The sequence below is a fragment of the Microlunatus speluncae genome, assembly GCF_009299835.1.
Taxonomy (GTDB): domain Bacteria; phylum Actinomycetota; class Actinomycetes; order Propionibacteriales; family Propionibacteriaceae; genus Microlunatus; species Microlunatus speluncae.
The window spans coordinates 488,848-508,641 of sequence record NZ_VKCZ01000019.1; the positions used below are offsets into that span (position 1 = coordinate 488,848).

General features: G+C 70.5%; 17 protein-coding genes and 1 riboswitch. Of the genes, 9 read left to right on the forward strand and 8 right to left on the reverse strand.

What is annotated here, in order from left to right; all coding sequences use genetic code 11:
* Window positions 1-231: 231 nt before the first annotated feature.
* The 6 genes from FNH24_RS24525 (at window position 232) to FNH24_RS24550 (ending at window position 4,851) form a co-directional block, all read left to right on the forward strand.
* Entirely contained in the window at window positions 232-1,215 is a 984-nt protein-coding gene (locus tag FNH24_RS24525) for a helix-turn-helix transcriptional regulator (RefSeq protein ID WP_152364847.1), read from the forward strand.
* On the forward strand, window positions 1,212-2,189 hold the full coding sequence (locus FNH24_RS24530; protein ID WP_152364848.1) for a helix-turn-helix transcriptional regulator: 978 nt from the start codon (window positions 1,212-1,214) through the stop codon (window positions 2,187-2,189). Before FNH24_RS24525 ends, FNH24_RS24530 begins: the two co-directional genes overlap by 4 nt.
* 191 nt (window positions 2,190-2,380) lie before the next feature.
* Entirely contained in the window at window positions 2,381-2,638 is a 258-nt protein-coding gene (locus tag FNH24_RS24535; RefSeq protein WP_152364849.1) for a hypothetical protein, read from the forward strand.
* A 68-nt stretch (window positions 2,639-2,706) separates the two neighbouring features.
* Window positions 2,707-2,991: a twin-arginine translocase TatA/TatE family subunit gene (gene tatA, locus FNH24_RS24540; RefSeq protein ID WP_152364850.1), complete on the forward strand. Its 285-nt coding sequence runs from the start codon at window positions 2,707-2,709 to the stop codon at window positions 2,989-2,991.
* A gap of 15 nt (window positions 2,992-3,006) precedes the next feature.
* Complete coding sequence (tatC, locus tag FNH24_RS24545) at window positions 3,007-3,948, forward strand: twin-arginine translocase subunit TatC (protein WP_152364851.1); 942 nt, start codon at window positions 3,007-3,009, stop codon at window positions 3,946-3,948.
* A gap of 9 nt (window positions 3,949-3,957) precedes the next feature.
* The gene (locus FNH24_RS24550) at window positions 3,958-4,851 is read left to right on the forward strand and encodes a diacylglycerol/lipid kinase family protein (RefSeq protein WP_246187050.1); all 894 of its coding nucleotides are present in this window, start codon (window positions 3,958-3,960) and stop codon (window positions 4,849-4,851) included.
* Window positions 4,852-4,918: 67 nt separating this feature from the next.
* On the opposite strand, the gene FNH24_RS31590 is transcribed toward FNH24_RS24550, so the two are convergent.
* The 3 genes from FNH24_RS31590 to FNH24_RS24570 all read right to left on the reverse strand — a co-directional run bounded on the left by FNH24_RS31590 (window position 4,919) and on the right by FNH24_RS24570 (window position 7,967).
* Entirely contained in the window at window positions 4,919-5,713 is a 795-nt protein-coding gene (locus FNH24_RS31590; RefSeq protein WP_161606297.1) for a M23 family metallopeptidase, read from the reverse strand.
* A 56-nt stretch (window positions 5,714-5,769) separates the two neighbouring features.
* On the reverse strand, window positions 5,770-7,035 hold the full coding sequence (locus FNH24_RS24565) for a serine hydroxymethyltransferase (protein ID WP_152364855.1): 1,266 nt from the start codon (window positions 7,033-7,035) through the stop codon (window positions 5,770-5,772).
* Between the two features lie 32 nt (window positions 7,036-7,067).
* Window positions 7,068-7,157, reverse strand: a riboswitch (ZMP/ZTP riboswitch).
* Between the two features lie 9 nt (window positions 7,158-7,166).
* Window positions 7,167-7,967, reverse strand: a complete 801-nt coding sequence (locus FNH24_RS24570) for a hypothetical protein (protein WP_152364856.1) — start codon at window positions 7,965-7,967, stop codon at window positions 7,167-7,169.
* Between the two features lie 114 nt (window positions 7,968-8,081).
* On the opposite strand from FNH24_RS24570, the gene FNH24_RS24575 reads away from it, so the two are divergent.
* Window positions 8,082-10,964, forward strand: coding sequence for a DEAD/DEAH box helicase (locus FNH24_RS24575; protein WP_152365067.1), 2,883 nt, complete (start codon window positions 8,082-8,084; stop codon window positions 10,962-10,964).
* A gap of 18 nt (window positions 10,965-10,982) precedes the next feature.
* Window positions 10,983-12,758 carry a serine/threonine-protein kinase gene (locus FNH24_RS24580; protein ID WP_217428481.1) on the forward strand — a complete coding sequence of 592 codons (1,776 nt, stop codon included), beginning with the start codon at window positions 10,983-10,985 and terminating at the stop codon, window positions 12,756-12,758.
* A gap of 81 nt (window positions 12,759-12,839) precedes the next feature.
* Here FNH24_RS24580 and FNH24_RS24585 read toward each other — a convergent pair whose 3' ends face one another.
* The 5 genes from FNH24_RS24585 to FNH24_RS24605 form a co-directional block, all read right to left on the reverse strand.
* Window positions 12,840-13,982, reverse strand: a complete 1,143-nt coding sequence (locus FNH24_RS24585; protein ID WP_152364857.1) for a Cmx/CmrA family chloramphenicol efflux MFS transporter — start codon at window positions 13,980-13,982, stop codon at window positions 12,840-12,842.
* A 156-nt stretch (window positions 13,983-14,138) separates the two neighbouring features.
* Window positions 14,139-15,221, reverse strand: coding sequence for an alpha/beta fold hydrolase (locus FNH24_RS24590; RefSeq protein ID WP_152364858.1), 1,083 nt, complete (start codon window positions 15,219-15,221; stop codon window positions 14,139-14,141).
* Window positions 15,218-15,628 (reverse strand): VOC family protein, encoded by a 411-nt coding sequence (locus FNH24_RS24595; protein WP_152364859.1) that lies wholly within the window; start codon window positions 15,626-15,628, stop codon window positions 15,218-15,220. Before FNH24_RS24595 ends, FNH24_RS24590 begins: the two co-directional genes overlap by 4 nt.
* A gap of 37 nt (window positions 15,629-15,665) precedes the next feature.
* The gene (locus FNH24_RS24600) at window positions 15,666-17,075 is read right to left on the reverse strand and encodes a metallopeptidase TldD-related protein (RefSeq protein ID WP_152364860.1); all 1,410 of its coding nucleotides are present in this window, start codon (window positions 17,073-17,075) and stop codon (window positions 15,666-15,668) included.
* Window positions 17,075-18,574 carry a TldD/PmbA family protein gene (locus FNH24_RS24605; RefSeq protein WP_152364861.1) on the reverse strand — a complete coding sequence of 500 codons (1,500 nt, stop codon included), beginning with the start codon at window positions 18,572-18,574 and terminating at the stop codon, window positions 17,075-17,077. Before FNH24_RS24605 ends, FNH24_RS24600 begins: the two co-directional genes overlap by 1 nt.
* Before the next feature lie 98 nt (window positions 18,575-18,672).
* Here FNH24_RS24605 and FNH24_RS24610 point away from each other — a divergent pair, with 98 nt between their 5' ends.
* Entirely contained in the window at window positions 18,673-19,764 is a 1,092-nt protein-coding gene (locus tag FNH24_RS24610) for a serine/threonine-protein kinase (protein ID WP_152364862.1), read from the forward strand.
* Window positions 19,765-19,794: the final 30 nt, after the last annotated feature.

Here is a 19,794-nt window from a genome sequence, read left to right on the forward strand (position 1 = left end):
GTCGAAGGGCGGACGCGATCGCGCCGATTTCATCGTGACGTCAAAGGGATCACCGGGCCTGCCCTTCGGCGGGCTCAGGGAACGAACATTCGAGCGTTGCGTGCCGTGCGAGGCCCGTGACCGATCGCCGAATCATTCGCCGGTGTCGACCCGATTCCGGTCAGGAACTCTGGTAGCGTTCCAGTCCCGTCAATCGCACGGGTATTCGAACTAAGGTGACGCGATACCCCCATGACCACCCGCAAGACCGAGCGCATCCTCAACCTCACCATCTGCCTGCTGGTGTCCGGCCGGTTCGTCTCCAAGGGCCAGATCCGGGAGGCCGTCGAGGCGTACCACGGGTTGAGTGACGCGGCGTTCGAGCGGACGTTCGAGCGGGACAAGGACGAGTTGCGGGCACTGGGGGTGCCGATCGAGGTCGGCAGCTTCGAGGCGTTGTTCGACGACGAGCCGGGCTACCGGATCCGGCCGTCGGAGTTCGAACTGCCGCCGATCGACCTGACCGCCGAGGAGGCCGCTGTGGTCGGGGTCGCGGCCCGGGTCTGGCAGCACGCCTCGGTGGCGGAGTCGACGATGAGCGCGATCGCGAAGCTGCGCGCCGCCGGGATCGAGCCGGACACGTCGCAGTTGGCGTCGCTGGAGCCGTCGGTGCAGGCGCAGGAGCCTGCGTTCGAGCCGCTCTGGAACGCTGTCCTGCAACGGATCCGGATGTCGTTCACCTATCGCAACGGGGCGAAGCGGACGCTCGAACCGTGGGGACTGACGTCGACCAAGGGCCGTTGGTACGTGATCGGCCGGGACATCGACCGGAACGGCACCCGGATGTTCAAGCTGTCCCGGATCAGTGATCTGCCGAAGCGGGTCTCCAAGCCCGGCGCCTACCAGGTGCCGGATGATCTTGACCTCCGTTCGCTGGCCCGGTCGCTGGCTCCCGCCGAACCGACCGCGTCCGCGGTGGTGGCGATCCGCTCCGGCAAGGCGCCGGCCCTGGCGCGGCGGGCCGAGCCGATCGAAGCGGCCGCGGCCGGGGTCGAGCTGCCGGGCGGGTTCGCGGTGTTCCGGGTCGGCTACACCGAGGTCGGCAGCTTGGCCGAGGAGATCGCCCGGTACGCGGCGGACGTCGTGGTGGTGCAGCCGATCGAGTTGCGGCAGGCCGTGATCGACCAGTTGACCGCGGTCGTCGGCACGGTGCGCGAGGCGGAGGTCGTCCGATGACCACCAACACGTCGCAGAATCAGGTCCGCCGGCTGCTCAGCCTGGTGCCGTACCTGCGGGAACACGACGGGGTGTCGCTGACCGAGGTCGCGGCGGCGTTCAATGTCAGCGAGGCGACGCTGCGCGGCGACCTGAACGTGCTCTGGATGTGCGGCATGCCGGGCCTGATGCCCGGCGACCTGATCGAGATCGACATGGACGCGGTGGACGGCGAGGGCGTGATCCACCTGTCCAACGCCGACTACCTGACCCGGCCGCTGCGGCTGACCGCCGACGAGGCGCTGGCGCTGGTGCTGGCGTTGCGGACGCTGCGCGAGGTGGTGGCCGGCCGCGACCGGCGGGCGATCGACAGCGCGCTGGTGAAGCTCGAGGCGGCGTCCGGCAGTGTCACCCCGTCGGAGCGGGCCAGCGTCACGGTCACCGCCGCCCGGGAGGAGATCCAGGACCGGATCGGCGAGGCGCTGCGGGAGCACAAACGGCTCGATCTGACCTACGACGTGGCCTCCCGGGCCGAGACGACGCGCCGGATGGTCGATCCGCTGCGGGTGTTCGTGCTCGAGGGGTACGGCTATCTGGACGCCTGGTGCCATTCGGCGGGGGGCTTGCGGACGTTCCGGCTGGACCGGATCGCGGCGGTCGAGGTGACCGAGGTCGACGCCGATGATCATCCCGGGGCGGTGCTCAAGGATCTCTCCGTCGGCTGGTTCGACGCGCTCAAGGACGCGCCGATGGTCACCCTGGAGCTGAAGCCGTGGGCGACCTGGATCGCCGAGTACTACCCGACCGAGTCGGTGGTGCCGCGGGACGGCGGCGGTGCGACCGTGACCCTCCGCGTCACCGATCCGGCCTGGTTGCGTGGTCTGCTGCTCCGGCTGGGCGGCGGCGCCCGGGTGGTGGCGCCCCGGGATGCCGGTCATTCGGCGGCCGAGGCGGCGCAGGAAGCGTTGGCCCAGTACGAAGCTCTGTTCGCCTGATCCCAACCCGAGATAGCGGTCAATTCGGCCGCGACTACCCGGCCAAACTGACCGCCATGATGCCCTTCGGCGGTGCCGTGATGTCGGTCACACGGCGTTTGGAACCGGTGGCCGGTGTCGGAGGCGAACGCCGAAACGCCGACTGGGCGGACCCCCTCCCAACGCCGGCGGTCGTGGATTAGGGTTGGCGCGTGCCGTGGCCGTGGATCTTCATCGGAATAGCCGTCGGGGGCCTGGTCATGCTGGTTTGCTTCGCCGTCTGGCTGGCGCACAAGGCCTCGGACGTGTTCGCCGAACTCAGGGTGCTGGGGGAGCGGGCGGGTCAGGGTGCCGAGCTGCTCAGCCGGATTCAGGTCCCGGACGGTCGCGACAGCGTCCTCTCCGGCGAGCTGATCCTGCCTGATCACGATCCAGACCTGGTTCCGCGCCGTCGGGTGCCGACGACGTAAGATGACGATCAGAGGCGTGGCAGGCGTCACAGACAACGTGAAGCATCCACGGACGGAAAGAGGAAATCATGACCCCACTGGCATTTCCCCTCGGGCCCACCGAGTTGATCATCATTCTGGTCATCGTGGTCCTGCTCTTCGGGGGTTCGCGGCTGGCCGGGCTCGGTAAGAGCACCGGACGCGCGCTCAAGGAGTTCAAGGAGGAGACTTCGGGGCTGCGCGGCAAGTCCGATGAGGAGAAGGGCGAGGAGAAGCCCGGCACGGACGCGCGTGCAGCCGCTGAGTTGGAGGCCGATCGGGCTCAGAAGCCGATGGCCGAGCCGACCAACAGCGAACTCCGCAAAGACGCCTGATCAAGCGCTGCTGACGTGGCGTTGTCCATCAAGTGGCGGCCGAGCCAGTTCAATCTGAACTGGCTCAAGCCGCCCAAACCAGCGGCGGCCGACGGGTCGATGACGCTGTTCGAGCACTTGGCCGAACTGCGTTATCGGCTCGTCATCTGTGTCATCGCGATTCTTGCAGCCTCGATCATCTGCTTCGTCTTCAACGGTTGGCTGTTCAATCTGCTGACGCACCCGTATTACGAGGCGATGGAACTGGCCAAGGTGACTCGGCCGGACATCAAGAACGAACTCGTGCTGAGCGGCGCCACTGCACCCTTCACCATCTCCCTGGCCATCGCCGGCTTGGCCGGCCTGGTTGTGTCGTCGCCGGTCTGGCTCTATCAGGTGTGGGCGTTCATCGTGCCTGGGCTGTTGGCCAAGGAGAAGAAGTGGAGCCTGATCGTCGTCGGCGCGGCAGTCCCGCTGTTCTTCCTCGGCATCAGCATGGCGTACGTGATCCTTCCCCGCGCGATTTCGATCTTGGTCACCTTCACGCCGGCCGAGGCGCAACTCACCAACCTGCAGTCGTTGCAGGACTTCCTCGGCTTCATGGTCCGGTTGATGGTGATCTTCGGCCTTGCGTTCGAAGTGCCGTTGTTCATTGTGATGTTGAACGTGGTCGGAGTGCTGCCGGCGAAGATGATCTCGAAGTACCGGTCGTACATCATCTTCGCGATGTTCGTCTTCGCCGCGATCGCCACGCCGACGCCGGACGCGTTCACGATGCTGCTGCTGGCGCTGCCGATGACCGCGCTGGTGATCTTGTCCGAGGTGCTTGCCTACGCGCTCGACCGGCGTAAGGGGCGATTGAACAAGGACAGCGACGGGGTCGACCACAGCGTGGATGACGATGCCGCGCTTCAAGCTCTCGAAGCCGAGGTCGACGCCGAACTCGATGGTCCCGATGGCGACACCAAGAAGAAGTGAATCGCGGCGTTGACCGGGCGCCGCGTCACGCTGGTCGTCAATCCGTCCTCCGGTAAGGGGCGGGCCCAAGAACTGCTGCCGCAGGTTGCCGGCTGTCTGCGCGACGGCGGGCTCGAGCTGCGGATCCTGCTCAGCCGGGATTACGCCGAGGCCCGCTCCATGATCGAATCCGCCGCCGCCGACGGCGGCATCGTCGCCGTGATGGGTGGCGACGGGATGCTCCACCTGGGACTCAACGCGGTGGCCGAACGCTACGCCGCCGGTGACTCCTCGATCAGCCTGGCCATGATCCCCGCCGGCACCGGCAACGACCTGTGCCGCGGCCTGGGGCTGGCGGCCAACGACGCGATCGGCGCCGCCCGGCTGATCGTCGCCGGCAAACGCGACCTGGTCGACGTGATCGAGGTGGCCGGTCGCCGGATCGGCACCGTGCTCGCCACCGGCTTCGACGCCATGGTCAACCGGCGGGCCAACGCGCTGGCCTTCCCCAAGGGCGCGGCCCGCTATCCGCTGGCCACGCTGGCCGAGCTCCGGGTCTTCTCCCCGCTGCGCTACCAGTTGACCATCGACGGTGAGCAGCGTGATCTTGACGCGATGCTGGTCGCCGTCGGCAACACCTGCTGCTACGGCGGCGGGATCCGGATCTGCCCGGACGCCGATCCGCGGGACGGCCTGCTGGATCTGACGATCATCCATCCCGTGAGCCGATTCCGGTTGCTCCGGCTGTTGCCCAAGCTCTACACCGGCGAGTTCGTCTCCGACCCGTGCGTGGAACGGCTGCACGCCCGCGAGATCGAGGTCGACGGCCCCGGCCTGGTGGCCTTCGGCGACGGCGAACTCCTCGGCGCCACCCCACTGACCGCCCGCATCCAACCCGCGGCCCTGCCGGTCTTCGCCCCTTGAAACCGACTTGTCAGAACTGAGTTGTGTCATAGGGCAACTCACTTCTGACAACTCGGCTGGAGTTGGGCTACCCGGCGCGGAGGGCGAGGAGGCGGGCGGGGTTGGTGGCGGTGCTGAGACCGCCGTCGGTGGCGCGTTGCTCGAAGTGCAGGTGGCAGCCGTCGGGGGCGCCGAGGTCGCCGGTCTCGGCGATCACCTCGCCGCGCCGGACCCGGTCGCCCGGACGGACCTTGACCGAGCGCGCGTGCGCGATCAGCACGTCGACCCGTCCGTCGTCCGTCGCGACCCTGAGTCGAAACGCCTTCGAGCCGTACGCGGCGCCGGGGGAACCGGGCCGGCTCGGGTCGATCACGGTCCCGGCGACGCCGGCTCGGATCGGGGTGCCGCAGGGCAGCGCGACATCGATGCCGTGGTGGAAGCCGCGATCATCGTCGCAGCGGTCGTCGGCCGAATAGTACGGCGCCGCGGTGCAGCCGAACGGGATCATGATCCGGTGCGCGCCGTCGAACCAGGCCGAGCGATAGCGGGTCTTGTCCTTGCTGAAGAAGCGCCACCGCGGATCAGCCGGCCCGGGCTCCGGTGATCCCGATGCCGACGGGCTGGGGCGGGGCGACGGGTCGGACGGTGTGACCGAGCCCGACGGCGGAGGCGGGGTCGACGGCGGGGGCGGGCTCGACGGTGGGGATGGGGCCGACGGCCGGGCGGACGCGGAGGGTGCGGCCGTCGTCGGCGGTGCGCCGCGGCCCGATGGAGTCGCGCCGCCGGACGGCGCCGGCGCGCAACCGGCCAGGCCACCGGCGATCAGCGACATGATCATGATCGTCGCGGTGACCCGGCCGCGGCCGATCGTCAAGGCGCCCACAGCGGGGAGCGTAGTCGATCGGGCCGGGCGCGGGTCCGGGTCGGTGCGCCGCCGGCTCAGTCCCCGGTCGGGGTGGGGAAGTGGGCCATCAGCTCGGCCACCTCGCGGCGGACGGCGATGATCGTTTCCTCGTCCCCGGCCCGGGCCGCGGTGATCACCCGGTCGATCCACTCCGCGACCGTGGCCATCTCGGCGACGCCGAGACCGCGGCTGGTGATCGCCGGGGTGCCGATCCGCAGCCCCGAGGGATCGAACGGCTTCCGCGGATCGAACGGGACCGTGTTGTAGTTGGCGACGATGCCGGCCCGGTCCAGCGCCTTCGCCGCCGGCTTGCCGCCGAGCTCGGTGTTGGTCAGGTCGATCAAGATCAGATGGGTGTCGGTGCCGCCGGAGACCAGGTCGTAGCCGCGGGCCAGCAGCTGCTCGGCCAGCGCCTTGGCGTTGTCGACCACGGCCCGGGCATAGCGGGCGAAGTCGGGCTGGGCCGCCTCCTGCAGGGCGACCGCGATGGCCGCCGTGGTGTGGTTGTGCGGGCCGCCCTGCAGGCCGGGGAAGACGGCGCGGTCGATGGTCTTGGCGTGCTCGGCGTCGCAGAGCAGCATCGCGCCGCGGGGCCCGCGCAGGGTCTTGTGCGTGGTCGTCATCACGACCGGCGCGTGGCCGGCCGGCGACGGATGGACCCCGCCGACGACCAGGCCGGCGAAGTGCGAGATGTCGGCCGCGAGCACGGCGCCGCACTCGGCGGCGATCTCGGCGAAGCCGGCGAAGTCGATGATCCGCGGGATCGCCGTACCGCCGCAGAAGATGATCTTGGGCCGCTCGGCCAGCGCCAGGCTGCGGACCTGATCAAGATCGATTCGCCCGTCCCGGCCGACCCCGTACCCGACGCCGCGGAACCAGCGGCCGGTCGCCGAGACGTTCCAGCCGTGGGTGAGATGGCCGCCCATCGGCAGGCTCATCCCGAGCACGGTGTCGCCCGGCTCGGCGAAGGCCAGGTAGATCGCGAGGTTGGCCGGCGAGCCGGAGTACGGCTGGACGTTCGCGTGGTCCATCCCGAACAGCGAGGTCGCCCGGGTGATCGCCAGCCGTTCGACCTGATCGATCACCTGCTGGCCCTCGTAGTAGCGACGGCCCGGGTAGCCCTCGCTGTACTTGTTCTGCAGCACGGTGCCGGTCGCCGCGAGCACGGCGCCGGAGACGTAGTTCTCGCTGGCGATCAGCCGCAGCGTGCTGGCTTGCAGCTGTTCCTCGGCGGTGATCAGGTTCGCGAGCTCGGGATCGGTCGCGGCCAACGGCGTGACGGTGGGCTGGGTGATCGTCATGGGCGGTGTCCTTCCGGGTCGAATGATCTCGATCCGGATGCCCAGGCGGACGGCATCGGGTGCACTGCCTCGCGCGGCTTCCCTCGGGTGGACTCCCGGGTGCGCCAGTCACCGCGCCTCCCGAGCGTAGCTCAGAACGTGGTGATGCCGTAGTCGGTGATCGGCGGACTGTAGCTCGCCTTGCCGGTGCTCCGCGGCGGCTGCGGCCGCGGTTCGGGCTCGGGAAACTCGAAGCCGGTCAGCTGCTGCCAGGCGTGGCGCACGTCGGCCGCGCCGGACCACTCGCCCAGGGCCCGGCTGGTCTGTGAGCTCCAGCCGACCTCGACGTACGGATCCCCGGCCCGGACCCGCTCGAACGCGGCGTTCAGCTGGTCGAAGCTCAACTCGACCTCGCCGTCGACCTGGTGATCACACGGGTCGAGCGCGTCGATGGCCAGGTCCATGATCGAGGCCTGCCGGCCCAGCGACGGGTCCTGGCAGAAGTGCCGGTGGAAGCGCCAGACCGGCGCCCCGTGCACGGCCGCGATCATCGCCATCCGGCGCAACGCGGCCGCCGCCCGCTCCTGGTGCTCGTACTGCGACCGGTGCCGCTCCGACAGCCGTTCGCTCAGGTCGCCGGCCGCCTCGGCGAAGCGGCGGCAGGCGTCCCAGCGGGCCGCCATCCGCGGATTGGCGCCGCGCCACCGGCGAGACCGCCAGTCGATCCGGGCCAGATCCTGCACCAGCCGGGACGACGCCGTACGCCAGCGCCCGATGTCGGCCATCGAGGCCTCGAGCCGGTGGTCGTCGAAGCCGGAGTGTTCCCGCGGGCTGAGCGCGTAATAGAGGGTGCTCAGGTGCAGCGCATCGGCGTCGTGCGGCAGCTCCACCGGCTGCGCCGGCCAGAAGGTGGGCAGCAGGGTCACCTGCCGGCAGTAGACGAACTCGGTCATGGCGCCACCTCCGCTTCCACCCTAAGCCGGGTGACCCTCGCCCGACGCGCCGAAGCCGTACCGTGTCACGACTCGGCACGAGCCTCGGGTCCGGTTGGTAGCGTGGGCGACGACATGGAGCAGGCGAGTTCAGACCCGGCCGCGGCGTACGCGAGGTTTCGGCAGCGGCAACTCAGTCCGCTGGTCACGGAATTCGCCGACGGATACGGCTTCGAGTTCGACGACTACCAGCGGGACGCCTGCGCGCACGTGGAGGCGGGTTCGGGCGTGCTGGTGGCGGCGCCGACCGGCGCCGGCAAGACGATCGTCGGCGAGTTCGCGGTCTTCCTGGCCCTGCAGCAGGGCCGCAAGTGCTTCTACACCACGCCGATCAAGGCCCTGTCGAACCAGAAGTACGCCGACCTGGTGCGCCGCTACGGTGCCACCTCGGTGGGCCTGCTGACCGGCGACACGTCGATCAACTCCGAGGCGCCGGTGGTGGTGATGACCACCGAGGTGCTGCGGAACATGATCTACGCCCGCTCGGCCACGCTGGACAATCTCGGCTACGTGGTGATGGACGAGGTGCACTACCTGGCCGACCGGTTCCGCGGCGCGGTCTGGGAGGAAGTGATCATCGGGCTCGCCGAGTCGATCCAGGTGATCGCCCTGTCGGCGACGGTGAGCAACGCCGAGGAGTTCGGCGAGTGGCTGGCCGAGGTCCGCGGCGACGTCGAGGTGGTGGTGTCGGAGCGTCGTCCGGTGCCGCTGTTCCAGCACGTGATGGTCGGCAAACGGATCCATGATCTTTTCGCCGACGTCGCGCCGACCGCGCAGGCCACACCACAGCCGGGCAAGGCCGAGGTCAACCCGGACCTGATCAAGATCGCCCGGGACGAGACCCGGCGGGTCCGCGACGACTCGCGCCGGCCGCGCGGTCGCAGCGGCAAGGGCAAGAAGACCGTCGGGTACGGCAGCGGCCGCTACGGCGGAGCGGCGCACCAGCGGTTCACCGGTCAGGATCAGGGCCGGCGCGGCGGCCGATCAGGCAGCTCGCCCAGCCGGCCTGACCTGGTCGAACGGCTGGACGCCGAGGCGCTGCTGCCGGCGATCGTCTTCATCTTCTCCCGGGTCGGCTGCGACGCGGCGGTCGGCCAGCTGCTGGCGTCGGGGATCAAGCTGACCAACACCGAGGAGCGTCGGGAGATCGCCGCGATCGTGGAGCGGCACGTCTCCGGCCTCAGCGGGGCCGACCTGCGCGCTCTTGATCATGGCCGGTTCGCCGAGGCGCTGGAGCGCGGTGTCGCCGCCCACCATGCCGGGATGCTGCCCGCCTACAAGGAATGTGTCGAGGAGGCGTTCGTCCGCGGCCTGATCAAGGTCGTCTTCGCCACCGAGACCCTGGCGCTCGGGATCAACATGCCGGCCCGCAGCGTGGTGCTGGAGAAGCTGGTCAAATACAACGGCGAATCGCACGCCGACATCACGCCCGGCGAATACACCCAGCTGACCGGACGGGCCGGCCGGCGCGGCATCGACATCGAGGGCCACGCCGTCGTGCTGTGGCAGGCCGGGCTCGATCCGCGGGCCCTGGCCGGTCTGGCGTCGCGCCGCACCTATCCGCTCAAGTCGTCCTTCGCGCCGACGTACAACATGGCGGTGAACCTGGTCGGCGCGGTCGGCCGCGATCGGGCCAGAACCCTGCTGGAGCAGTCGTTCGCGCAGTTCCAGTCCGACCGGTCGGTCGTCGGCTGGGCCCGAAACCTGGCCAAGAACACCGAGGCGGTGACCGGCTACTGGCAGGCGGCCGTGTGTGATCGCGGCGACTTCGCCGAATACGCTCGGCTGCGGGAGGAGGTGTCGGCGACCGAGGCGGCGCTGGCCCGCAACCGCAAGGCCGATCGGCGGGCCGAGGCCCTGGAGTCGCTGTTGATCTTGCAGCCCGGAGACGTGGTCCGGGTGCCGCACGGCCGGTCCCAGGGCTGGGCGTTGATCATCGATCCGGGCACCCGGGACCGTGGCGGGTCGACCGATCCGCGGCCGCTGGTGCTGACCGAGGACCGGCAGCTGCGCCGGCTCAGCCTGGTCGACTTCCCGACCCCGGTCCGGGCCGCGGGGCGGATGAAGATCAGCAAGAAGTTCAATCCGCGCGAGCCGGCCTCCCGGCGCAACCTCGCCGCGGCGTTGCGGAGCAAGCTGGCCACGATCGATCTTGATCCGCAGCGGCACCGGGCGCCGGCCGATCCCGACCTGACCGCCAAGATCACCGAGCTGCGGGAGGAGCTGCGCCACCACCCGTGCCACAGTTGCCCGGACCGCGAGGCGCACGCCCGCTGGTCGGAGCGCGCGATCCGGCTGGAGCGTGAGGTCGCGCAGACCGAGCGGCGGATGGCGTCGCGGACCAACACGATCGCCAACCGCTTCGACCGGATCTGTTCGGTGCTGCAGTCGCTCGGCTACCTGTCCGCTGACGACAACGTCGAGGTCACCGACGAGGGCCGGATGCTGGCCCGGATCTACAGCGAGCTCGACCTGGTGGCCGCCGAGTGCATCCGCGCCGGGGTGTTCGACGGGTTGAGCCATCCGCAGTTGGCGGCCGTGCTGGCCTCGCTGGTGTTCGAGGCGCGGCGCAGTGACGACGGGGTGCGCCGGCCGCGGATGCCGGACAGCCGGACCGAGGCCGCGATGACCCAGCTGCGCCGGATCTGGCGCGAGGTGTCGCTGACCGAGCGGGACGCCCGGCTGGAGCCGGGACCGGAGCCGGACATCGGGTTCAGCCAGGCCGCGTTCGCCTGGGCCGCCGGCCGGCCGCTGGCGGAGGTGCTGGCCGACTCCGGGCTGACCGCCGGCGACTTCGTCCGCTGGGTCCGGCAGGTGATCGACTTCGCCGACCAGGTCGGCCACGCCGCCGGCCCGGGCGAGCTCCGCAACACGGCTCGGCGGATCGTGTCCTCGATGCGGCGGGGCGTCGTCGATTTCGTACCGGATGATTCGGACGAGCCGGACGGCGCTCCGTAGCCGATTAGGCTGACCTGCGTGACGCAGGATCGGGGGACCGGCGATCTGATCGATGATCGTTTCCGGTTGATGGAGCGGCTCGGCTCCGGGGCGATGGGTGCCGTCTGGCGGGCGCTGGACGAGGTGCTGCAGCGTGAGGTCGCGCTGAAACAGGTCCGGCCGGCCGATCCCGGGCTGGCCACCGATCCGGACTACGCGGAGATGCTGCGGACCCGGGTGCTGCGGGAGGCCCGGGCGCTGGCCCGGATCGATCATCCGCACGTGGTCACCATCCACCATGTCGTCGTTGTGCCGGGGGAGCCTTTCCCCTGGCTGGTCATGGAATTGGTCCGGGGCGGCACCCTGGAAGATCGGCTGGCCGCCGGTCCGATGCGGCCGGCCGAGGTGGCGGAGCTGGGGCGCGGGCTGCTCGGCGGCCTGCGTGCGGCGCACGCCGCCGGGATCTGCCATCGCGACGTCAAGCCGGCCAACGTGCTGTTGCGGCCGGACGGCAGCCCGGTGCTCACCGACTTCGGCATCGCCGACCTCGCCGACACCTCGCGGCTGACCGCGACCGGCGGGCTGACCGGCTCGCCGGCCTACATCGCTCCCGAGCGGTTGTACGGCAGCGAAGGCAACCCGGCCTCCGATCTGTGGTCGCTCGGGATGCTGCTCTACGTCGCGGTGGAGGGGCGGCATCCGCTGCGCCAGACGACCGCGGCGGCGACCCTGGCCGCCGTGATGTCCGGGGTCGTGCCGGTGGCCACCCGGGCCGGCCGGCTGGACCCGGCCCTGCGCGCCGTCCTGGTCGCCGATCCGGCCGGCCGGGCCGGCGCGGAACAGCTGGACGCGCTGCTGATCCAGGCGCTCGATCCGGGCCCGCCGGGGATCCACCTCGGAGCTTCGGCGGCCTCCGCGACGTCCGCTCCGTGGCCGACGTACGACGGCTCGGAGGCGGTGGATCACGGTTCGGAGGCGGCCCCGAGTTCGCCGCCGACGTACAGCCCGCTGGCCCGGTCGCCCCAGCCGCGGTCGGCGGACCGCTCCTATCAGCCACCGCCGGGGGAGGGCTCGGCCACGGTGGAGCGGCGGCCCGGACCGCCGGCCCGCGGGACGGCCCGGAAGCGCGTCCTGGCCGGCTCCCTGATCGGCGGGCTGACCCTGCTGCTGGTGGCCGCGATCGCCGGCGTGGGGCTGCTCCTGGTGCCGTGGATCCAGGACCAGGCGAGGCTCGCTTCGCAGTTCCCGCCGGTCAACGGGCCGTCGTCCGGCGCCCCGTCGGCGGGCGACCCGTCCACCGCGTCGAAGCCGAGCGGTCCGGCGTCGTCGGACCCGACCGACAAGTCCGGTCCGGAACCGGAGCAGCTCGCCTCGCTGCACACCGAGAAGGGCATGGACCAGGCGATCAAGGCGCTCAAGAAGGCGACCGGCACGACCAAATACCTCAAGCTGATCGCCTACCCGAACTACGCGATCGTCGATGTCCCGGTCAAGGGCCGGAAGGGGGCCTACGACCGGTACATGTACGACCAGCAGGGCCAGGTCAAACTCTGGAGTTCGGGCTCCGACCAGACCGCCGACACCGCTACCGACGTCGACAAGATCGACTGGGACCTGCTGCCGCGACTGATGAAGCGGGCCGACGAGACCCTCAACCTGCCCAAGCCGGAGAGCCGCTACGTGATCGTCGACCCGGGCGGCGTCGCCACCGACGGCGAACCGTCGATCTCGATCTACCTCAGCGACAAGTACGCCAGCGGCTACCTCACCGCCGACTTCGACGGCAACATCCTCGACACCCGCCCCGCCCCGTAAAACCCCGACTTGTCAGACGTAGACCACGCTATGACGTGGTGTGCGTCTGACAAGTCGGGGTCTTAGGGGAGTCGCGAGCGGTTATCGGGGCAGTGTTCCAGCCGACCGTACGGCGACGAGCAGCGCGATCGCGACTAGGGCGGCGGCGGTCCAGGCCGGGCCACCGAGGCCGAGGCCCGTGCCGAGCGTGCCGGCGGCGATCGCCGGGCCGACGGTCGCGCCGACGTTGAGGGCCGCGGTCGCGTAGGCGCCGGCCATCGTGGGGGCCGCCGACGCCGCGTACAGCACCCGGGTGATCAACGTGCTGCCGACCCCGAACGACAGCATCCCGAGCAGCAGCGCGAGCCCGAGCAGGGCGGCCGGCTGCGCGGCCGTGACCGCGAGGGCGGCCCAACCGGCGAGCAGCGCCGGCCCACCGATCATGATCACCGATCGGGGACGCCGGTCGGCCAACCTCCCGGCCACAGTGACGCCGAGCAACGACCCGACGCCGAAGATCAACAACGTCACCGGCACCCAGAGCGGCGGCAGTCCGGCGACCTCGGTGACCAGCGGCGCGAGGAAGGTGAACGCGCCGAACGTCGCGGCGTTGACCAGGGCGCCGAGCACCATCGCCAGGATCAGCCGCGGCCGGCGCAGCTCGGCCAGCTCACGACCGAGCTCGATCCGGCCGCCGTCACGGTCGGGTAGCCGACCGACCAGGACGCCGATCAGGGCCGGCAGACAGAGCGCGGCGATCGCCCAGAAGGTGGCCCGCCAGTCGAGCACCGAGCCGAGCAGCGCGCCGCCGGGCACGCCGGCGATCGTCGCCACCGTGGTGCCGGCGAGCAAGATCGACAACGCCCGGCCCTTCCGGTCCGCCGGGACCAGGGCCACCGCCGTGCTCAGCGCGACCGCGAGGAACCCGGCGTTGGTCAACGCGGCGATCACCCGGGTCGCGAACAGGACCGGGAAACTGTCGGTGATGGCACCGGCGATGTGGGCCAGCAGGAAGCTCACCAGAAACCCGGCCAGCGCCGCCCGGCGCGGCCAGTTGCGAGCGACCACCGCCATCAGCGGCGCGCCGACGACCATGCCGAGCGCGAACGCCGAGGTCAGCAGCCCGGCCGTGCCGACCGTGACGCCGAGATCACCGGCGAGCTCGGGCAACAGCCCGGCGAGCATGAATTCCGAGGTGCCCATGGCGAACACGGCCAGGGCGAGCAGATAGAGCGGGAGAGGCATCGAAGAACTCCGAGGTGAGACGAGACGGGGAAACGTCTGGTCGCCACGGCCAGCGGAGGATCAGGTGATCACGGGGCTGACGGATGACCGGCAGCCCCGGACTTGTCTGCTTCCGGACTCGACACGCTGGACACGGTAGCGGTCGAACCGGCCGCGTCAAACCCGATTTCGTCCGGCCGGGCCCGCGTGCGGCAGCAGGTGCTTCAGGACAGCGATCAGGAAGTGGCCCGGCTCCTCGAACATCGGCAGGTGGGCGGAGTCCTCGAACCACTCGATGATCACGGCCGGCGCCTGGAGGGTGTCCAGCCAGGTGATCACCGGTCCGGTCGGGGTCATCCCGTCGTGCCGGCCGAGGAACTGGATGATCGGGATCGGGAAACTCTTCACCTGGGTGAGATCCAGCTCGTTCAGCGTCGGCAGCAGGTGCCTGGCATGGAACTCGTTGCCGGCCAGGCTGGAGTCGCGGTCGTCATCGTCGTAGTCGGGGGAGAGCAGATCGCCGTCGGTGAAGTAGTCACCGTCCGCCCGGCCCGCCGCGAAACCGCCGAACCGCTGCACCCAGGTGCGTTCGGTGATCACCTTCCCAAGATCCAGCGGGCCGGTGCCGGGATAGGGCAGCAGCGCGTCGAGCTCCGCCTGAGCGGTCGGATCGCCACGTCGTTCGGCCTCGGCACGCACCCAGTCCCAGCTGGCCCGTTCGCCGGCCGCGACGGAGACCACCTGACCGATGCCCAGATAGGCGGAGAACAACTCGGGCCGGGCCAGCACGGCCTCGACCGCCACCGCGGTGCCCCAGCTGTGACCGGCCACGGTGACCTGGTCGGCCCCGAACTCGCTCCGGACCACCTCGGCCAGCTCCACCGTGTCCCGGGCGTAGCGGGCGAGGTGCAGGTCGTCGTGCAGGCGGTCCGGATCGCTGAGCCGGAAGCTCCGGCCGGCGCCGCGCTGGTCGTACTGGACGACGGTGAAATATTCCTCGAGCGGGCGCTGCCACATCCATGACGTCCCGCTGAGCGGGGTGCCCGGCCCGCCGTGGACGATGATCATGATCGGGTTGCGCCGGTCCCGGCCGCGGACGGAGACCACCTGCGGCACGCCGCCGAGCTCGATCACCCGCCGCTCGTCGATCGCGCCGGGCGTGGTCAGCCGGCCCAACTCCCTGATCACCGCGACCAGGTCGGCGGTGCTGGTGGGCCGCTCGTCCTCCGGCCGGTCCTGGTCCGCTCCCGGGTCGGTCATCGGGCCACAAGTTCGATCTCGAAGCCGTCGCTGTTGCTCAGATAGGCGGCGTAGTGTTCCGGGCCGCCGGCGTACGGATGCCGGTCGGGGAACAGCAGCGTCCAGCCGTGTTGATCACCGACCCGGGCGATCCGGTCGGCGGTCGCCCGGTCGGTCGCCAGGGCCAGGTGGTTCATCCCGGCCGCGGTCCGGCGGTGCGGACCGGGCTCGACAGCGGGGGACTGCTCGACGACGACGTACGCCCCGTCGGCCGCTCGCCAGGACCGACCGCCCGCCCAGCTCTGGAAGACCTCCCAGCCGAGCTCACCGAACAACCATCCCCACTCCGGCTCCGCCCGCGCCAACTCCGCCACCCACAACTCCACATGGTGCACCGACGCCGACTTGTCAGAACTCAGTTGTGTCATAGGGCTACTCAGTTCTGACAACTCGGTGGGGAAGGGGTCAGCGGGCTTGGCTGACGGTGGACATGTTGAAGTCCTTGATCCGGACCGGGGGCATGATCGTCCGGGTGAACCAGTCGTTCCACTCCCGGCACAGGGTCTTCTCCGCCCGGCCGGTCTCGGTGATCCGGCCGAGCAGGTCGATCGGGGACTCGTTGAACCGGAAGTTGTTCACGGCGGCGGTGATCTTGCCGTTCTCGATCAGGTAGACGCCGTCCCGGGTCAGGCCGGTGAGCAGCAGGGTCTCCGGGTCGACCTCACGGATGTACCAGAGGCAGGTGAGCAGCAGCCCGCGCTCGGTGCCCGCGATCATCTCCTCGATCGTCGCGGTGCCGCCGGCGTCCATGATCAGGTTGTCGATCGCCGCGACCGGCTCGGCGTCGGAGCGGGCGGCCCAGGCCCGGGTCCGGACCAGCTCGTTCAGCGTGCCTTTACTGATCCATTCGGTCCGGGGCAACGGCATCCCATTGTCGAACACCGAGCTGGTCTCGCCGGAGCTGGTGGTGATCACGAACGGGTCGCACTCGATCCCCGGCGCAGCCGGGTCGGAGGCGAGGGTGATCGGCAGATCGCTCAGCCGCTCACCGATCCGGGTGCCGCCCTCCTTGGTGGAGAAGACGCTCCGGCCCTCCTCGGCCGGCCGGGCGCCGGCGGTCCAGTAGGCGTAGATCAACAGGTCGGCGATCGCGCCGGGCGGCATGATCGTCTCGTACCGGCCGGGCGGCAGGTCGACGGTCCGGGCGTGCCAGCCGAGCCGCTTGGTCGACTCCGCGACCAGGGCGGTCACGTCGACGTCGGTGAAATCGGCGGTCGCCGCCCCGACCCAGGCCGACGCGGTCAGATCGGCGGTCTTGGCGTTCAACTCGAACCGGCCGGTGCGCTGCACCGAACGCCGGCGCAGACCGGTGCTGGCGGCGAGATAACTGGTGCTGACGATGTGCTCGGCGAAGCCGAACAGCAGCCGGTCGTCGGCTGCCGCGGCCCGGAACGCCTCGCCCAGCGCCGGCGCGACGGCCGCGAACACCTCGATGTCGGTGCCGGCCGGCGGGGCGTCGAAGTCGGCGTCCGGGGCGCCTGCCGCGACCGGTTCGGCGGCGTCCTCCGCGGCGGCCGAAGCCCGGGCCACCCGCTCGGCCTCGGTCACCTGCGCCGCGACATCATGATCATCGCCGGCCTGCCGGGTGATCACGGCCGCGGCCGTCCCTCCGTCCACCGGTGCGGTGCTGATCACGGTCAGCTCGCGACCGTGCATCTGGCCGTTGGTGGTCAGATGGTTGTTGGCCCAGCGGAGGTTGGCCTGATACGTCTCCTTGACGATCACGGTGACCGGCAGCGTGGCCGCCGCCAGCACGTCGGTGATCAACTGCTGGGCCGAGATCTTGGTCCCCACCCCGGAACTCGTCGCCGGCATCACTGGCCTCCCTCGGTCACGGTGTTCAGGATGTTGACCTGGCGGAACAGGGCCGACGGGCAGCCGTGCGACACCGGCGCCGACTGGCCGGGCTGGCCCTTGCCGCAGTTGAACGCGCCGCCCAGGTAGTAGGTCTGCGGACCGCCGACCGCCTCCATCGACCGCCAGAAGTCGGTCGTCGTCGCCTGGTAGGCGACGTCGCGGAGCTGGTGGCTGATCTTGCCGCCCTCGATCGCGTAGAACCGCTGCCCGGTGAACTGGAAGTTGTAGCGCTGCATGTCGATCGACCAGGACTTGTCGCCGACGACGTAGATCCCATGATCGACCCGGCCGATCAACTCGTCGGTGCTCGGCCCGTTGGGGCTCGGTTGCAGCGACACGTTCGGCATCCGTTGCATCGGGATGTGACCCGGCGAATCGGCGTAGGAGCAGCCGTTGGAGCGATCCAGCCCGCGGGCCGCGGCCATCTGCCGGTTCAGCTGATAGCCGACCAGGGTGCCGTCGGTGATGATCGGGAACGTCTGCCCGGCCACGCCCTCGTCGTCGTACCCGATGGTGGCCAGGCCATGATCGACTTCCCGGTCGCCGGTGACGTTCATGACCTCGCTGCCGTAGTGCAGGCTGCCGAGCTGATCAACGGTTGCGAAGGACGTGCCGGCGTAGGCCGCCTCATAGCCCAGCGCCCGGTCCAGCTCGGTGGCGTGGCCGATCGACTCGTGAATGGTCAGGAACAGGTTGGTCGGGTCGATCACCAGGTCGTAGCGGCCCGCCTCGACCGACGGCGCCTTCGCGTGCGCGGCCAGCAACTCGGGCAGCTCGGCCACCTCGGTGTCGAAGTCCCAGCCGGTGCCGGTCAGGTATTCCCAGCCGCGACCGGCCGGTGCGGCCAGCGTGCGCATCGAGGCGAAACCATGATCACCGACGCTGATCGCGGTGAACTCCGGCTGCACCCGGACCCGCTGCTGGGTGGTCGTGGTCCCGTTGAGATCGGCGTAGAACTTGTTCTCCTGGACGTACCAGAGCAGCGCCTGACTGTGATTGACCCCGTCGGCGGCGAGCAGTCGGTCGCTGAGTTCGATCATCCGGCCGTCCTTCTCCGGATCGGCCACCTCGAACGGATTGAGCTGGTACGACGACACCCAGGTGGCATCGGGATAGCCGCCCTCCGGCGCGAGCTCGACCCGCTCGGTGCTCAGCGGCCGGGACACCTCCGCCGTCCGGATCGCCTGCTCGGCCAGGCCGCGGGCGGCATCCGGGCCGAGGACGATCCCGGCCGCGAATCCCCAGGCACCCTGGTGCACGACCCGGACCGCGATCCCGAGCGTCTCGTCGTCGACCGCGGTCTCGATCTTGCTGTCCCGATAACTGCGGTAGCTCTGCTTGATCCGTTCGATCCGGACGTCGGCATGATCGGCGCCGAGCTCACGGGCCCGGGTCAGCGCGGCATCGGCGACGGAACGTAGCGGCAAGGCGATGAAGGTCTGGTCCAGCTCCGGCATGGCGCTCAGCCTAACCGCGGCCGGAGCCGCCCGCCGCCGGTATTCCGCATCGGTCGGATCGATGGCGCCCTGGCCCGCGGATCGGCGAGGATGGGCCGATGGGAGAGGTGTTCGCGGGCCGGTACGAGCTCGTCGACCTGCTCGCCGAAGGCGGCATGGGCACCGTCTGGCGGGTCTGGGACTCCCGGGACGACGCCTTCCGGGCGGCGAAGGTGCTCAAGCAGTCCGACAGCGCCTCGCTGCTCCGCTTCGTCCGCGAGACATCCTGGCGGATCGATCACGATCATGTCGTCACGCCGATCGGCTGGGCCGGCGAGGACGACCGGGTGCTGTTCACCATGCCGTTGGTTCGTGGCGGCACCGTGGCGATGTTGATCAAGGACTACGGAGCGCTGCCGCCGCGCTGGGTGATCACCCTGCTGGACCAGCTGCTGCAGGCGCTGACCGCCGTGCATCAGGTCGGCCTGGTGCACCGCGACGTGAAGCCGGGCAACCTGCTGCTGGACGCGACCGGGACCGGCCGACCGCACCTGCGGCTGACCGACTTCGGCATCGCGGCAGCGATCGACGACCCGCGGCTGACCCGGGTCGGCGAGGTGATCGGAACCCCGCGCTATCTGGCGCCGGAGGCCACGGCCGGTGCGGATCCGGATCCGCGGCAGGACCTGTACGCCGCCGGACTGGTGGCCCTGGAGTTGATCACCGGCGGCAGCCCGTCGGCGCCGCGGCCGGAACTGCCCGACGCGGTCCGGCACGGCCCGCTCGGTGGACTGATCACAGCCCTGCTGGCCCCGGACCCGGCCGGCCGGATCGGATCGGCCGACCAGGCCCGGGCGGTGCTGGCGAAGATCATTCCGTGGGGCGGGCCCGGCGCGGAGGTCGAGGTCTTCGATCAGCTGCCGCCGCTCCCGCCGGGTTGGGGCCCGGACGGCCCGGCCACCCGGGTCCGCCCGCAGCCGTCGACCGGCGTCCTGTCGCCGACCGGAGTCGTCGCGTCGACCGGCACCGGGTCGGCCTCCCTGGCTGGCCGCGACTCGGCCACGATCCCCGCGGCGGCACCGGATCGAGCCGTCCCGGTGCTGCCTCCGGCGTCCGGCCGGGGGCGCCGGCCGGTCCTGCGCGCGGTCGCGTTCGGGCTGGTGGCCGGCGGGGCGATCTGCCTGGTGGCGGCGATCCTGCTGCTCCTCTGAGCCGACTTCACGACGGCTAACCGTCCGCCG